Source organism: Chryseobacterium sp. POL2 (genome assembly GCF_011058315.1).
Taxonomy (GTDB): domain Bacteria; phylum Bacteroidota; class Bacteroidia; order Flavobacteriales; family Weeksellaceae; genus Soonwooa.
This window is the reverse complement of sequence record NZ_CP049298.1, coordinates 3123992-3140670: the sequence shown is the minus strand read 5'-3', so window position 1 is coordinate 3140670 and position 16679 is coordinate 3123992. Positions and strand designations below refer to the sequence as shown.

At 37.0% G+C, this 16679-nt stretch carries 15 protein-coding genes; 3 read left to right on the top strand and 12 right to left on the bottom strand.

The features are described from left to right. Window position 1 precedes the first annotated feature (1 nt). The 6 genes from G6R40_RS14545 to G6R40_RS14520 all read right to left on the bottom strand — a co-directional run bounded on the left by G6R40_RS14545 (window position 2) and on the right by G6R40_RS14520 (window position 9810). On the bottom strand, window positions 2-322 hold the full coding sequence (locus tag G6R40_RS14545; protein ID WP_165137189.1) for a twin-arginine translocase TatA/TatE family subunit: 321 nt from the start codon (window positions 320-322) through the stop codon (window positions 2-4). Window positions 323-408: 86 nt separating this feature from the next. Beyond that, window positions 409-1653, bottom strand: coding sequence for a TCR/Tet family MFS transporter (locus G6R40_RS14540; RefSeq protein ID WP_165137186.1), 1245 nt, complete (start codon window positions 1651-1653; stop codon window positions 409-411). 437 nt (window positions 1654-2090) lie between these two features. Continuing rightward, complete coding sequence (gene secD, locus G6R40_RS14535; RefSeq protein WP_165137183.1) at window positions 2091-5000, bottom strand: protein translocase subunit SecD; 2910 nt, start codon at window positions 4998-5000, stop codon at window positions 2091-2093. Between the two features lie 600 nt (window positions 5001-5600). After that, the gene (hemN, locus tag G6R40_RS14530; protein WP_165137769.1) at window positions 5601-6959 is read right to left on the bottom strand and encodes an oxygen-independent coproporphyrinogen III oxidase; all 1359 of its coding nucleotides are present in this window, start codon (window positions 6957-6959) and stop codon (window positions 5601-5603) included. A gap of 110 nt (window positions 6960-7069) precedes the next feature. Further along, window positions 7070-8101 carry a WD40/YVTN/BNR-like repeat-containing protein gene (locus G6R40_RS14525; protein ID WP_165137180.1) on the bottom strand — a complete coding sequence of 344 codons (1032 nt, stop codon included), beginning with the start codon at window positions 8099-8101 and terminating at the stop codon, window positions 7070-7072. Window positions 8102-8295: 194 nt separating this feature from the next. Then, window positions 8296-9810 (bottom strand): APC family permease, encoded by a 1515-nt coding sequence (locus tag G6R40_RS14520; RefSeq protein WP_165137177.1) that lies wholly within the window; start codon window positions 9808-9810, stop codon window positions 8296-8298. A 175-nt stretch (window positions 9811-9985) separates the two neighbouring features. Between G6R40_RS14520 and pnuC the strand changes: the two genes are divergently transcribed. Then, window positions 9986-10660, top strand: coding sequence for a nicotinamide riboside transporter PnuC (gene pnuC, locus G6R40_RS14515; RefSeq protein ID WP_165137174.1), 675 nt, complete (start codon window positions 9986-9988; stop codon window positions 10658-10660). 134 nt (window positions 10661-10794) lie between these two features. Here the strand turns inward: pnuC and G6R40_RS14510 are convergent, their stop codons facing one another. The 3 genes from G6R40_RS14510 to G6R40_RS14500 all read right to left on the bottom strand — a co-directional run bounded on the left by G6R40_RS14510 (window position 10795) and on the right by G6R40_RS14500 (window position 12542). Next, window positions 10795-11031: a hypothetical protein gene (locus G6R40_RS14510; protein ID WP_165137171.1), complete on the bottom strand. Its 237-nt coding sequence runs from the start codon at window positions 11029-11031 to the stop codon at window positions 10795-10797. Window positions 11032-11086: 55 nt separating this feature from the next. Then, entirely contained in the window at window positions 11087-11515 is a 429-nt protein-coding gene (locus tag G6R40_RS14505) for a DUF4268 domain-containing protein (RefSeq protein ID WP_165137168.1), read from the bottom strand. 91 nt (window positions 11516-11606) lie between these two features. Next, on the bottom strand, window positions 11607-12542 hold the full coding sequence (locus G6R40_RS14500) for an NAD(P)H-dependent flavin oxidoreductase (RefSeq protein WP_165137766.1): 936 nt from the start codon (window positions 12540-12542) through the stop codon (window positions 11607-11609). Between the two features lie 252 nt (window positions 12543-12794). Here G6R40_RS14500 and G6R40_RS14495 point away from each other — a divergent pair, with 252 nt between their 5' ends. Both G6R40_RS14495 and G6R40_RS14490 read left to right on the top strand, forming a co-directional pair. Further along, window positions 12795-13583: a HipA family kinase gene (locus tag G6R40_RS14495; protein ID WP_165137165.1), complete on the top strand. Its 789-nt coding sequence runs from the start codon at window positions 12795-12797 to the stop codon at window positions 13581-13583. Continuing rightward, window positions 13561-13944 carry a DUF3037 domain-containing protein gene (locus G6R40_RS14490; RefSeq protein WP_165137162.1) on the top strand — a complete coding sequence of 128 codons (384 nt, stop codon included), beginning with the start codon at window positions 13561-13563 and terminating at the stop codon, window positions 13942-13944. The genes G6R40_RS14495 and G6R40_RS14490 overlap by 23 nt, the downstream gene beginning before the upstream one ends. Before the next feature lie 89 nt (window positions 13945-14033). Here G6R40_RS14490 and G6R40_RS14485 read toward each other — a convergent pair whose 3' ends face one another. From G6R40_RS14485 to G6R40_RS14475, 3 genes are all read right to left on the bottom strand, one after another. Then, a complete protein-coding gene (locus G6R40_RS14485; RefSeq protein ID WP_165137159.1) occupies window positions 14034-14396 on the bottom strand; it encodes a cupin domain-containing protein in 363 nt (120 codons plus the stop codon). Window positions 14397-14443: 47 nt separating this feature from the next. Beyond that, window positions 14444-15487: a bifunctional transcriptional activator/DNA repair enzyme AdaA gene (locus tag G6R40_RS15355; RefSeq protein ID WP_165137156.1), complete on the bottom strand. Its 1044-nt coding sequence runs from the start codon at window positions 15485-15487 to the stop codon at window positions 14444-14446. A 144-nt stretch (window positions 15488-15631) separates the two neighbouring features. Then, window positions 15632-16663, bottom strand: coding sequence for an acyl-CoA reductase (locus G6R40_RS14475; protein WP_410497367.1), 1032 nt, complete (start codon window positions 16661-16663; stop codon window positions 15632-15634). Window positions 16664-16679: the final 16 nt, after the last annotated feature.

The window sequence follows — 16679 nt, the reverse complement described above, 5'->3', positions numbered from 1 at the left end:
ATTATCGACTTACAGGACCTTCGTGTTCATCATTCAGCGGATCAACTTTAGGTTTATCTTCCTCTAGGGACACCGTTTTTTTAAGATCATTAACTGGATTATAATCTTGTACAGATTGCTTCACCTTGTCAATTTCCTTTTTGATTTCGGCAACAGGATTATCCGCTTCTTTCATAATTTCGGTTTTGATATCATCCACTGCACCACGCATTTTACGAACACCTTGTCCCAAACCACGGGCAATTTCCGGCAGTTTGTCCGGTCCAAATAAAACAATGATAGCCAAAGCTATCATAAGCATTTCACCAAAACTTAATTCCATTGTGCAAACTTACAAAACATTATTAAATCGATTCTAAATATTTGGCTTAAATATTTCTTAAGAAACTAACGAATTACGAGTTATAACTAAGACATTTTATTTTTCTTTTCTTTAAGCTTTCTATTATGGACAAAACTATAATAAGCCACAGCAGCACTTATTCCCATTAAAATAAAACCTAAAAAGAATGGCGCACCTGCAAACTTGAAAGGCGCACTGTCGTGTGTAAAATAAAAGAAAATATTAGTCATCAAAGGTGGTCCAACAATAGAGGTCAAACTTACCAAACTCGCTAAAGCCCCTTGCAATTCTCCCTGTTCACTATTCGGGACCTGAGACGAAATCACCGATTGTAAAGCAGGACCACAAATTCCACCTAAACCATAAGGCACCAAAAATGCAAACATCATCCAACTTTCGCTAGCAAATGCAAACAACAACATCCCGATAGAATATAATATTAATCCATAATAAATGCTTCTTTCGTTACCCAATTTAGGCTGCAAATAACGTATCAGAACACCTTGTACCAAAGCCGCCATAAGACCAGAAACACCCAATGAAATCCCTATCAGTCGTTCGCTCCAATTGAATTTGTACATTGTGAAAAATGTCCAGTTGGTTTGCATAGCATGTCCCGCGATATACACCAAAACTAAAGCTGCAATAAGACCTAAAAGTTCGGGATGGCGTTTTAATCCCATAAGTGCACCGATAGGATTGGCACGTTTCCAATCGAAGTTTCTGCGATTTTCTTTCGGTAAACTTTCAGGAAGAACAAACAAGCCGTAAAGGAAATTGACCAGACACAATCCTGATGCTGCATAAAATGGAACACGCGAACCATATTGTCCTAAAACACCTCCAATGACAGGTCCTATAATAAATCCTAAACCAAATGCTGCCCCTACTAATCCAAAATTCTTCGCACGGTCTTCGTCTGTCGATACATCTGCAATATAAGCACTGGCTGTTGTAATGCTTGCGCCTGTAATGCCCGAAAATACACGTCCTACAAACAACCAAAATATTGTCGGCGCGATGGCTTGAATGTAAAAGTTAATTGCAAATCCTAATAATGATGCTAAAATAATGGGGCGACGCCCGAATTTGTCACTTAGCCCTCCTAATACTGCAGCAAACAAAAACTGCATCACCGCGTAAAGCGTACTCAGCCATCCGCCATAGCGTGCAGCTTCGCTAACATCTGCATGGATAAGCTCTTGGATAAGCTTCGGAACTACTGGAATAATAATTCCCCAGCCTGTTATATCTATTAATAACGTAATGAATATAAAGCCGATAGCGGCTGATTTTTGCTTCTTTTTCATGCGTTGCGAAGTTACGAATTGTGAATTACAAATTATCAATTGTAAATTATAATTCTAACTGAAAACTTGTTTTAAATTAATAGCAAGCTTGCTATTGAGTATTATCAAGCTTGCTATTGAACATTATCAAGCTTGCTATTGAACATTACCAAGCTTGCTATCGAGCATTACCAAGCTTGCTATTGGATATTACCAAGCTTGCTATCGAGCATTACCAAGCTTGCTAAATTTATAAGGTATAAATAGTCTATTAAAATGGGTATTAAAAATATACGCAAAGCTGGTGCGCCCCGGATGGAACGGCCTGTTGGAGCTCGCGCCGCAGGCGCGGGCATTAGCCAAGGCGCGGCGCAGCGACTAGTGACAGCCGGAAATGGCGCCCAAACAAAAAAAACCTTCAGAACTGTGCTGAAGGTTTTTTGTATCAAGTTGTTTGATTATTGATTAACCAAAGGATTATCTACTGTTGTTTTGCCATGTGGCGTATCTTCTTTTTTCTTTCCTTTTAAGAAATCGTAAGCGGTTGCTGACGCAATGAAAATAGATGAATATGTCCCGAAACCAATACCTACCAATAGACAGAACATAAAGCCTCTAAGGTTTTCGCCACCGAAGATGAAAATCGCTAGGATAACCAAAATCGTTGTGAATGAGGTATTGAATGTTCTACCGATTGTACTTGAGATAGAGTCGTCGAACAATCCTGCCAATGTAATTGATTTTTTCTCACGGATATACTCACGGATACGGTCAAAGATAATTACGGTATCGTTAATCGAGTAACCTATCACGGTAAGAATTGCAGCAATAAAGTCTTGATTGATCTCCATATTAAATGGTGCAATCTTATAGAATAATGAGTATACACCCAGAATAACAACTGTATCATGGAATAAACCTACAACTGCACCTAGAGAAAATTGCCATTTGTCGAATCTCACCAAGATGTAGATAAAGATACCGACTAATGATGCCAGTACGGCTAACATACCTCCTGTTTTGATATCATCTGCTACCGTAGGTCCTACTTTTGTTGAGGATACAATACCTGCATGGTCTTTGTCTGCTGCTTTGAAATCTGCTAAAGTCATATTAGCTGGAAGTTGTGCTTTTACGCCTTCGTAGATTTTTTGTTCTACACTTTGGTCAGCTGCTAAAGATTCGTCATCAATAAGGTAATCTGTTGAGATCTTAAGTTGGCTACCACTACCGAATGTTTTAGCTTCTACAGCAGAGTTTTTACCATCTTCTGTTTGCATTAGTTTGGCAATGCTAGATTCAATTTTTTCTGCATCGACTGGTTTTTCGAAACGTACCACATAGTTACGTCCACCTGTAAAGTCGATACCGAATTTGAACCCATTAACAGCAATAGATGCAATACTGATTATCATTAAAACTGCTGAGAAGATATAAGCATATTTTCTTTTTCCAATAAAGTCAATCCATACGTTACGGAATGCATTTTTCGTCATTGGTGTCCATACAGAAAGCGATTTACCTTTGCTTAATCTGTTGAAAATCATCAATCTTGACAAAAGAACTGATGTGAACAAAGTCATAATCAAACCAATGATAAGCGTTACCGCAAAACCTTGGATAGGTCCTGTACCAAAGATGTAAAGGATAATTGCCGTAATCAAAGTCGTAAGGTGACCATCAATAATCGCCGATAATGCATGTTTGAAACCATCTTTATAAGCTTCTAAAATAGACTTGCCACGGAAAAGTTCTTCTTTGGTTCTTTCATAAATAATGACGTTAGCATCTACTGCCATTGCCATAGACAATACGATACCTGCAATACCAGGAAGCGTAAGTGTCGCATCTAGAGAGTCCATAATTCCGAAGATATAGAACAGGTTAATCACCATCGCGATAACGGCATAAATACCTGCACCTCCATAATAGAAAATGATATAAATAATGATAACCGCAAATGCGATAAGGAATGATATAACACCCGCCTGAATAGACTCAGCACCCAACGAAGGTCCTACAACATCAGCCTGAACGATTTTAGCACCTGCTGGTAATTTACCTGCACCTAGAACGTCTGTGAGATCTTTAGCTTCTTGTTGAGAGAAATTACCAGAAATTTGTGTTCTACCATCCGGGATTACACTTTGTACGTTAGGAGCAGTATATACTCTACCATCTAGAGTAACAGCAACAGGCTTGTTGATGTTTTTCCCAGTCATGGTTTTCCACTCTTTAGCACCTTTAGAATCCATTTGCATATCTACAACGATACGTCCGATCTGGTCATAGTTTACATTAGAGCTTTCTACCGCACCATCTACCGGCGCTTTTTGGTTGATATTACCTCTTATGGCATAGAGTACAAGATTGTTAGGATCTTCTTTTTCTGGTTTGTAACCCCACATGAATTGGGTGTACTTAATATTGGTTGGTCTTGCAGCAATAGCGACTTCGCTGTTAATAATTTTATTAACAATCGCAGTATCCGACAATTTAACATTAGCAACACCATTCGATCTTAGTGTATTAATCTGCATAAGTTTCACTAAGTCCGTGTTATTTTTAACACCCATAGAATCACCTTTTGCACGAACCAATTGTCCCAATTGTTCAAAATATGGATACACTTCCGGAACTTGTTGTACTTCCCAGAATTGTAGTTTAGCCGAAGTCGCCAACATCTTTTTAACTCTATCGATGTCTTTGATACCTGGCATCTCTACTAGGATACGACCTGTACCAGCGACACGTTGTACGTTGGGTTGTGTAACGCCCATCTTGTCAATACGTGTACGGATAACTTCGTACGCGAATCCTACAGATTGGTCAATTTTCTTTCTTACAATATCTTTTACCTGATCGTCTGGCGTATTATACTTAATCTCTGTAAGATTGGTATTCCCAAAGATTTCAGGATCTGCAAGTTTTAAGTTTGTAGCTTTTTCTTTGTTCACTAAATCAAACTGAGTAAAGAAGTCATCAATAAAGTTCTTGGTTGAGCTTCTTTGTACTTTTTCAGTTCTGTTAAGTGCTTCGATTAACACAGGATTTGTTGAATAGTTTGTTAAGTCATTCACCAAGTCTCTTTGGTTAATTTCCAAAAGCACGTTAATACCACCTTTAAGGTCAAGACCAAGCTTCATTTCTTTAGCTTTAGCATCTGTATAGTTAAGTTTAGTAAAGCCTAAATTCAACGTATCTTTAGATAATCTTGCAATTTCCTCCTGGTATTTTTGTTGGTTATCGCCAGCAACAGCCAATGCCTCTTTTTCTATTTTGTTAGCATAGAAAGATGGCAAAAGCTCATTAAGACAAATAAGTCCCAGCACGATAGCAACCAATGTAACGAGTCCTTTTCCTTGCATTTTCTTAATATATATTAATTAATTTAGTCGGCAAATATAATGATTTTTTGATATTTTATGAATTTTTAACACCCGAATCTATTTATTTCCAATTACATCGGAAGATTTACTTGTAATTTATTAATGAGAATTATTAAATATTTTTATTAAAAACTTAGGAATAATACATTTTTCAGATTTCACCAAATCCACAAAATATTAAATATCAAAGTATTACAAAACCTAATTTTTCATTTCAAGGCTTATATCTTTCATTCTTATCAATCCTCAAACATTCAATTGAAAAAATCCACAACTTAAAAACAACAAATTTAAGAACAAATCATTCTGTTAAGACTCGACAAAACGCTATCCAAATCCAACAAAAGCCAAAACGCACCAATATCGTAAGTTTTGATCCTTATAATGAGGCAAAAAAACTCGTATTGACCAGAAACAATGTCAAAGAAAATGATGCAATTGATATTTCTACTTTACCAAAAGCTATTTATTTTGGGACTTTAAAGAATAACAACAACAAAATATATTCCCAGAAAATTAGTATTGAATAATTAAATTCCAAAAATAAAACCCCGACTTAAAATTAAGTCGGAGTTTTATTTATATCGTCATCGAAAAAATTCGGGTTTCCGGTTTGTTGCGCATCATACGAAGATCAAAAACCATAGCAACATTTCGCGTGAAAGCCCTTCCCTTCTCAGTAATCTTGATTTGATTTTCGTCAAACTCTACCAAACCATCACTTTCCATTTCTTTCAAAATTTCCAAAGCATTTTCGAGTTCAGGGAAACGGGTTTGGGCATCCCAAGTTGTTTCCAACTGACACATCAAATTGAGAATATGACGACGAATCACCAAATCTTCATGATCCAAAATATGACCTTTAACAACTGGTATTTCTCCTTTTTCCACCAAATCTTGATAAGCTTCAACCGACTTTTCGTTTTGTCCAAAAGCATACCAAGAATCCGAAATCGAAGAAGCACCAAGTCCAACCATCAATTGTGTTTTGCTAGAAGTGTAACCCATAAAATTACGGTGCAATTTCTTCTGAACCAAGGACTGGTACAAGTCGTCTGCTTCCAAAGAAAAATGGTCCATTCCTACTTCGATGTAGCCAAGTTCTTCTAATAATTTTTTTCCGTTTTCGTATTGTTTACGTTTTTCTTCGCCAGAAGGCAAATCTTTCTCATCGAAACCACGCTGCCCAACACCTTTTATCCAAGGCACATGTGCATAAGAATAAAATGCCAACCGGTCAGGTTTTAATTCTAAAGTTTTGCGGATTGTATATTCGGTTGTTTCCCAATTGGAATGTGGCAATCCGAATACCAAATCGTGCGAAATACTTTTATAACCAATCTCACGCGCCCATTGGGTTACATTTTCAACATTTTCAAAAGGTTGAACACGATGAATGGCTTTCTGAACTTTGATATCGTAATCCTGAACGCCAAAACTTACACGTCTAAAACCTAAATCATACAGCGTTTGCAAATGTTCTTTTGTAGTATTATTAGGATGACCTTCAAAAGAAAATTCTTGATGTTCTGCAATTTCTACCGTTTCAAAAATACTTTCTAAAAGTCGTTTCAGATTTTCTGGAGAGAAAAAAGTCGGTGTACCTCCACCAAGATGTAATTCTTTAAGAATCGGTTTTTCATCAAATAATTCTAAATAAAGTTTCCATTCTTTAATCACAGATTCTAAATACGGAACTTCAACAGAATGTTGTTTGGTAATGCGTTTGTGACACGCACAAAATGTACATAAAGCCTCACAAAATGGTAAATGGATATAAATGGAAATACCTTCTTTGGCATTCGTATCTTTAAAAGTTCTTATCACGCTTTGCTTCCATTTTTCTGTGGAAAAAGTGCTTTCGTCCCAATATGGAACGGTTGGATAAGAAGTGTAACGTGGTCCTGGAATATTGTATTTATCAACTAAAGAAATCATCTCGTACTTTGACATTAATTATGAATAGCAAAGGTACGAAATAGAATCTTGATGCCTTAATTATAAAATATGATTTTCGATCGGCAAATATTGAAAAAGACTATTACATTTTAATAATCTAGAAAAGTCAATTTAACGATTCTATCTTTACCTGCTAATATTAAGCTTTTAGAATCTAGCCACTCAAACGTATAAAATCCCTTTTCATCGGAGATTTTTGTCCAAGTTTTCCCGTAATCGTTAGAGTAGCTGATGTGTTGGTCGCCCAATGCTACAATCTCTTTCCCTTTGGATTTTGGTTTTATTTTCACACAAGTGGAGTAACCGGCATTTTGTCCTGAAGCTTGTATTTGCCATGTTTTCCCACCATCTTTTGTGGTGGCGATGTTGTTAATATTTTCGGATTGTTTGGTATAATCGCCTCCCACAGCGATTCCGAAATTTTCATCTGCAAAATCTATCGCATAAATCCCTTGGGAGGATGAACCTTGCACAAAAGGTGTTTCATAAACCTCCCAAACGTAAGGCGACTTCCAATCGAATTTGAAAATTCTAGCTTTTGTGCCACCTGTAGCAATCCATACTTTGTTACGATGCATGGCAACATTGGAATTGCTCGCTGCAAAATGCGCTTCACCTTTCTCATAAGTTGGGAGCTTTCGCAGCGGATCATCCACCAATTTTCTATTTTTTGAGGTGATAAAAAAATTAGGTTTTCCGTTGGGATATGGATCGCTAATGGCAATACCATTGTTATTAATCGAATTGACTTTGAAGCAATCATAAAAAACACTGGAATCGGACATTTTATTAAGTTCCGAAACTTTAAGGTTAGCAGCGGAAATACTATAAAACTGAGCAGGAGAACCCACATTAACGGTTTCAAAAAAGTTTTCCTGAAACCTGGCAATCACTCTGAATTCTTGATTTTTTGCATTTAATTTTATTTGGCTTTTATCTTTAGGATTTCGAAAGTTAACATAACCAAATTTGGATTGCGAACCGGCATACCACACTTTCCCATCGTGCAACTGAATGGCTCTAATGCTAATTTTATCGGTTAATAATGTATCGATTTTGATGTTTTGCGATTTTGAGAAGCCAAAAATAGCTAAGCTGATAAATAGGAAAATTGATTTCATAGGTACAATTAATATTCGAAGGACAAATTACAATTTTTATGACAAATCTCGCGTCCGGGCGAAGGGCATTGTCGGAGCTCGTTATCCGCGGTGGCTGAGCGGAGCGGAAGCCATCGCGGATAGCAGCGACTGCCCGTAGACCGCAAAGACGCCCAAATAAAAAACCCGCATAAAAGCGGGCTAAAATAGTATAGTTAGTTGTTGGTGTCTTTGTGTGGATTGTTAAGATGGCTGTTGCGACGTCCATAGAAAATATAGACCAAAACGCCCAACAAAAGCCAGCCCGCTGACAATTCTAGAGCGTGCGCACTAAGATTGAGTATTAAATAAATATTGATAAACACGCCTAATGCTACCACGATTTTATAAGCAGGAACTTTGAAGTTTCTTTCTAAGTTCGGTTCTTTTTTACGCATAATCCAAACGGCGATACACACTAAAGTAAAGGCAAACAATGTCCCGAAACTCGTCATATCCGCTAATGTCGAAATTGGCGTGAACGCTGCTACGCAAGCAACTACAATCCCTAAAAGAATAATTCCTTTAGCAGGAGTTTTGGTTTTTGGATTAATCTCTCCTAAGAATTTTGGGATCAAACCATCTTTTGACATTCCGATAAAAATTCTGGATTGCCCCATCATCATCACCATAATTACAGAGATAAGCCCTACTGTCGCGGCAATAGTTATAATATTACTCGCCCAATGATAGCCTGCAATCTCAAATGCATAAGCTACTGGTGCTTTTATTGCCTCTGGGAATTTCCCTTCTGGATTAAAGTCTGTATAATGCATCATCCCTGTTAATACCAAAGACACACAGATATAAAGAGCGGTACAAATTAATAAAGACGTGATAATCGCAAAAGGCACATCTTTTTTCGGATTAATAGCTTCTCCTGCTTGCGTCGAAACGGCATCAAAACCTATATAAGCGAAGAAAATTGCAGCTGCTCCAGAAATAATTCCTTTAACACCATAGGCGGAAACCATTTCACCATCTGGATTTTTTATTAAAGTTTCGGCAGGAATAAAGGGTTTCCAGTTTTTAACACCATCTACAGCATTATAAAGGTCTGTATTGGTAAAAACGATATAAGCACCTGCAATGACTACAAAAATAACTGCAGAAGTTTTCATTATAACTATAAGATTATTAGCACCAGCAGCTTCTTTGGTTCCTTTAACCAACAAAGCAGTGATTAATAACACAATAATAAAAGCAGGCAAATTCATAGAGAAACCTTCCCCTGTAAAACTTGCAGGATCTGTCGTTAAGTAAGCGGGTAAATCAATACCAAATATCTTCAGAAATTTATTAAAATACCCGGACCAACTCACCGAGACCGCCATACTCGCCATGGCATACTCCAAAATAAGACACCAGCCCATGGCCCAAGCGAAAATCTCACCTACTGTGCCGTATGCATAAGCATAAGCCGAACCTTCTACTGGGATAATAGAAGCAAACTCCGCGTAACATAAGGCTGCAAAAACGCAAGCAATTCCAGCCACAATAAACGAAATTGCCAAAGCTGGACCTGCATGATAATAAGCACCCGTCCCCGTCAACACAAAAATTCCTCCTCCAATAATAGCTCCAACACCAATAGCTGTAAGGCTCCATTTACCAAGAACGCGCTTTAGCTGGCTTTTTTTCATATCCGCTTCGTAGGCACTTAGCGGCTTTTTAATCCAAATATTTGACATAAAAAATACTCTTTACTTCGTTTTTATTTTAAGCTTACGAAAATATAAAAAAAAGGCGATTACAAAACTAATTTCTAAAATTTTATTAAAATTCTTTAACACTCTAGCGACAAATCAGCTTTAAAGATATCATAATAATATTCCTTATTTTTTAATAATTATATATCTTTACAACATGTTAGAATTTTTCGTAGATCTTGCGTCCCAATACAAAGACTATCCCAGATATTTGGTTATTTTAGAAATCATTGCGACCGTTTTTGGTATCCTCAGTGTTTATTTTTCCATCAAAAAAAACATTTGGGTGTATCCCACTGGCTTGGTTTCCACGATTTTGTTCATATACATTATGTTTGTTTTCGGGCTTTTAGGCGACATGCTTATCAACGTTTATTACACGGTGATGAGCATCTACGGCTGGATTTTGTGGGCAAAACATTCGGATGACCATATCCATGTCCAAGTACAAAAAGCCTCAAAAAAAGATTGGTTCAATGCCAGTATTTTATTTGTATTGAGTATAATTTTTGTCGGACTGGTTTATTACTTCAAACCTTTTATCGACAACAAATTCAGTTTAGAAAATGTCAACCTCGGACTTTACCATTTGGATTGGGCCAATTATCTCGATATTTTAACAACCTCTTTATTCTTGGTCGGCATGCTGCTCATGGCAAAACGCTGCGTCGAAAACTGGATTTTTTGGATTGTCGCCGATATCATCTGCATCCCGATGATGGTTTACAAAGGCCTCGCTATCACATCTTTACAATATTTCGTATTCAGTTTCATGGCCATTGTTGGTTATATCGAATGGCAGAAAAGTTTAAAACTACAGCCTAAATCTTAGGAGCAGGACAAGCGTACATTCTTCGACAATCCCAGCCCGCTTTCCGCTGCTAGGCTTCGCGCCAAAACAAAACCCCGACTGCTCAGGCTATTCGCTGCAATCGGGGCTAGATGTAGATTTTTTCTTTTGCTGGACTAATTGAGGTCGTTCAATTTTTCGGCATATTCTTTAGAAAAAAGCGCTTTATCTTCTTTCAGTTTTTCAAGATTTTTGGGCAAAATATACGCGAACAAAAACTTGTTGTCCTCGTCCACAAAAATCAGTTCCTTTTCTTCCCCATCAATAAGCGATGCAAAAACGTCCCACATCGACTCGCCTTTCAATTTTAACAATTCGAAAAAATCTTTAGCTTTTATTGTTATTTTCTTCATTCTTATACTTTTATTTTAAAAGCCTTTAATCATTAATTTTAAGCAGCACATTGGATCACACATCTTTTATAAAATCTTCATATTCGTAATAAAACATTTCGAAAGCCGACATTTTCTCAACAAAAAAATCAAAAATATCGGGCCACGAATTTTTATTAAAAATACTAACATTCGTTTTTGTAACCCAAATTCGGCTGATAACTTTCCCATTGTCCAAAACATAAAATTCATCTTTCGTAAAGTCGCCTACGTATTCTTCCAAAATAGATTCTAAGGACCAAATCTTCTCGAAATATGCATTTCGGAAAAGCTCATCTTTCATTTCGATATCCAGCGAAACTTCTACTTTTTTGTTATCCGCATAAAATTTAAAAGAAAAATCTTTTATTTTGGTATCATACAATAGCCATTTTCTCGGAAAAGCTTTCCCAAAAGCTGTCCAAAATTCTTTCTTTAACTGCGCCGCTTCTTGTTTTGAAAACACGTTTTTTAAATTATTAATGATTAATTTCTAGTTCCCAGTTCCCAGTTCCCAGTTCCTAGTTCCTAGTTCCTAGTTCCTAGTTCCCAATTTCTTAAAGAATCAAATCAACTTTTGCTGCATTGAACTCTGCAATCAGCTTTTCAAAAACTTTTTCAACAGGAAGCACCTCATCGATCAAAGCCGAAGATTGTCCAATCTCCAACTCGCCTTCCACCAAATCGCCTTCGAACATGCCGCGTTTTGCACGTGCACGGCCCAGCGTTTCTTTAAGCGCTTCAACATTTCTGCCTTGTTCGTAAAGCGCCTCCAGATCTTGATAGAATTTATTTTTTATCAAACGTACTGGCGCCAATTCTTTCAAAGTTAACTGTGTGTCACCTTCTCCGATTTCAACAATTTTATTTTTAAAATTTTCATGAGAACTCGCCTCAGTTGTCGCGGCAAAACGTGATCCTACCTGTACAGCGTCTGCACCAAGAATCATCGCTGCTTTCATCTGCGCTCCTGTTGCAATACCGCCTGCAGCAATTAGTGGTGTTGTGATATGTCTTTTAACATTCGGGATTAGAGCTAAAGTTGTTGTTTCATCGCGACCATTGTGACCACCTGCTTCAAAACCTTCTGCAACAATAGCATCCACACCAGCATCTTGACATTTGATAGCAAACTTGGTAGATGATACCACGTGTGCCACTTTGATGCCTTCTTTCTTTAAAACATCAGTATAAGTTTTTGGATTTCCCGCTGAAGTGAAAACAATTTTTACTTTTTCCTCCAAAATGATATTGATGATTTCTTCTAAATTGGGATACAACAGCGCGATATTAACCCCGAAAGGCTTATCTGTTGCCGCTTTGCATTTTTTGATATTTTCGCGAAGAATGTCGGGATACATGCTTGCAGAACCAATAAGTCCCAATCCGCCATTGTTAGAAACCGCCGAAGCAAGCCTCCAGCCACTATGCCAAATCATCCCGCCTTGGATGATTGGATATTTAATATTAAAAAGTTCGGTTATTTTATTCATTTGTTGTTGATGTTCATAGGATTTTTTGGCAATCCCAAAGTCGATGAAAGACGACATAGGTTTTTAAATTTTCTCAAAAATAAGAAAAGTCTCATGGAATCAAAAACTAAATACAAAAATCCTTCTTTGTCAACGTGCGCAGCGCGCCCCGGCCTGAGTGGAGCTCTTTTGTTTTTTGAAAAAACAAAAAGCGGGAACGGAGGACGGAAATAGGCGCCAAAAAAATGCTATTTTTACACTTTAATTAACAAAATGGATTTATCATTACGAACGGTAACGGTCTTACGTTATATTTTGCCATTGCGCGAAGGCGGCTCTTTGCCTGCTTTGGCGGAGGCGGATGACGACTTTAAATATGTATTAAAATTTCGTGGTGCGGGACACGGTGTAAAGGCCTTAATTTCTGAACTTATCGGAGGAAAGATTGCGCAAGCTTTGGGCTTCCGAACGCCTGAATTGGTGTTCGCATATCTGCATGAAGATTTTGGAAGAACTGAAGCTGATGAGGAAATTCAGGATTTGTTGAAAGCTAGTGTGGGACGAAATTTGGCTTTGCATTATCTTTCTGGTGCGATTAACTACGATCCTGCAGCGGTAAAAATTGACACTCAGCTTTCGTCTGAAATCGTATGGCTAGATGCTTATCTAACCAATATCGACCGTACTTTCCGGAATACCAATATGCTGTATTGGCATAAAGAATTGTGGCTCATCGATCATGGTGCATCTTTGTACTTCCATCATTCTTGGGACAATTGGGAGAAGAATGCAATCAGCAATTTCCCGATGATAAAAGATCATGTTCTGCTACCGCAAGCGGATCAACTGGATGAAGTGAATCTAAAATTTAAAACAATTTTGACCGATGACATTCTGCGTAACATTGTAGAACTTATTCCCGAAGATTGGCTGCAATGGCGCGATACAGAACTTTCTCCAGAGGAAATAAAAAAAGTCTATTTCCAGTTTTTGACCAGACGACTAGCGAATTCTGATAACTTTGTAAACGAAGCGAAAGATGCAAGAAGTAAAATTATATGAGTACGCGGTAATCCGATTGGTGCCAAAACCTGAGCGTGAAGAATTTATAAACGTTGGTTTGGTCATCTTTAGCAAACGTGAAAAATACATCAAAGTGAAAACCCATCTTTGTCCCGACAAAATGCAATGTTTTTTTTGCGAAACAGAATTTGAAGTTATTGAAAAACATTTGATGTCTTTCGAAAATGTTGCAAAAGGAGGTAAAGATTTTGGTCCGATTGCGCAATTGGAAATCCCCGAACGTTTCCGTTGGCTAACCGCAGTGCGGAGTTCTATCATCCAGACTTCGCGACCTCATCCTGGACAAGCTGTCGATTTGGATAAAACTTTTGAGCGCTTGTTCAGAGATTTAATTTTATAAAAAATATAATCGATTTAATAAAAAACAGAATCAATTATTTTTTTGATTCTGTTTTTCTTTTTACGTTTAAAATTTTTAAATCTTAAATGTTAATAGGCTTCGCGATTAACAAGATCCATCGAAAATGCAGGCATACAAATCGCCACATAATCGCAAACCTCCGAAAATGGATTCGAATAACGAATGCGCGCACCTTTTTCAATCAAAATACTTTGTCCTTTCTCTACAATGACAATTTCGCCATCTATCTCAATTTGTTTTTTTCCAGAAATTATTAGTGTAAACTCGTCAAAATCTGGCGTCTGGTGAGGCTCGCTCCATCCTGGTGGCGCAGACATATACGCGATAGAAATATTCTTATGAGAAGTTGTATTTCCCCAATGTTCTTCGATGAGCTTCCCATCGGTGGTTGGGACAACAAAAGGTTTGGTTTGGATTTTATATTTTCTCATTTTAATTTTTGTATGAATTTAAGAATTAAAATGATAGGTTTTTACTTTTAAAACAAAATTGCTTTTTCGAGTTCCAGAAGTTTCTGTTTTCGCCAGATGCCACCGCCGTAACCCGTGAGTTTTCCGTCGCTGCCAATCACACGATGACAAGGTATAAGAATCGATATTTTGTTAAGACCGTTGGCATTGGCTACCGCGCGCACCGCTTTTGGATTTCCCAAAATATGGGCTTGTTCTTGATAACTTCGCGTGGTCCCGTAAGGAATTGTACGAAGAATTTCCCAAACTCGTTTTTGAAAATCTGTTCCTACTGGCGAAAGTGGCACTGTAAATTCTTTTCTTTTGCCTTCGAAATATTCTTTCAGTTCTTTTTGTAAAGTTGTGAAATGTGGATTTTCTCCCTGAATAATATTAGCATCGAAATGTTTGGAAATTTGTTTCAATTCCGTGGGTAAAGCTTTTCTATCGGAAAATTCGAAAAGGCAAATTCCATGTTTGTCGGCACAAGCGATCATTGTCCCAATAGGAGTTTCGATACGTTTTAGATCAATTACTTTTTCCATTTTGGATTGTGCTGGAGAAACGCCAAATATATTTTTAAAACTTTCATTAAAACCACTCAAACTTTCATAACCAATATCTAGTGCGGCATCTATAATATTTTCGCCGTCTTGAAGTTTTTTAAACGCGGAATTAATTTTAAACATTCTTTGAAATGCATGAAATGTCATACCATGATGTTTGAGAAACCAACGTCTAACATTGGCGGGCTCCAGGCCCCGTTGTACCAAATCATAATCCTTAAATTTCATCGATGGATCTTGTGATAAATCGTCTAACAATTTTTGGATTGCTTCGGGTGTTTGGTCGGGACTTTCCAAAGGTTTACAAATTTTACATGGGCGATAACCTTTCAGGATTGGATCTTTGGTATTATCAAAAAACTCAACATTTTCTATTTTCGGCTTTCTTGCGGTACAAGTTGGACGACAAAAAATACCCGTTGTTTTCACAGCCATCCAAAAAACGCCTTCAAAATCTGGATTTTTGTTGCAAGAAGCTTGATACATTATATCTTTGGAAAGTTTCATTTTTTATTTCAAAATTAAAAAAGAACGAAAAGGCTGACAACCGAAAAATGGACAAGTATTTTTCTATTAAATTCTCACAATTTAAACGCGATTATTAGGGGTTTTATTTAATTCTGAAATTTAAAAATTTATTAAAACAAGAATTTATAATGCGCACAAAAATGCCATTGTATCGACATTATCTGCGTAGGTATCAAGGGCTGGTTGTTGTGCCATTCCTAGTTTTATGCTTTCAAATTCCAAATCCATGTTTGTTACAATCGTCTGAATTTCGTTTTCATTTTCTTTAATAAAATCGCTAATATCCTCCAAAGTCTTGTAACGGCTAAAATGCAAAACCGAAAGTGGACTAAATAGTTTGTCGTCTTGCTTCAACATTACAAAATTGTTATCCCAAAATTGATCTTGATTCAATAAATAAACTGCGCGATTGTAATCATAGTTATTCGCGTATTTGTTATGATTGATGATGTTTTGATAGTTTAAAAAATTCTCAAACAATCTATCCAATTTAAAATTTTCAGGAATTAAAAGTCGTGTCACATTGCGACATCCCAAACCATAATAAATAAAAATATCGTCAGCTAATTTTTGTAATTCTTCATCTGTCTCATCACCTGATAAAACCGCAAGACTTGTTCTATTTTTTCGGATAATTGCAGATTTGTCTTTAAAATAATATTCGAGGTAACGTGCCGTATTGTTGCTTCCCGTCGCAATAACGGCATCAAAATTTTCTAGGCGTTCTACCAGTTCGTATTGTACAGAATCATTACTAAATTCTTTCCATAAATTAAGTAAAAACGGAATGACAAGTCTATCTTTTGATGACAATTTAATCATTGGAATATTGTCTGACAATATCACCGACATCACATCATGCCAACCAACCATTGGGATATTTCCTGCCAAAATTAGTCCGACTTTTTTACCAGAATTCTGAAAACTGTATTTTGCTAACCAAGCTTTGATAGCTTCCACATTCAGCAACTGTGCCCAAGTATTAAGCGCAAAGCGCATATTAGGCTCATCGAACCAAGGATTTTCGACCTTAGATTGTTTAAGAACGTTTGCGAAACTTTGTTGCGTAGCATTATAATTATCAGGTGCTTGTGCTAAAAAATCAAATAAAAATTCGCCTACTTTAGCCAGACCATAAATTTTGTCATTGTTCATCATTACTTATCTTATT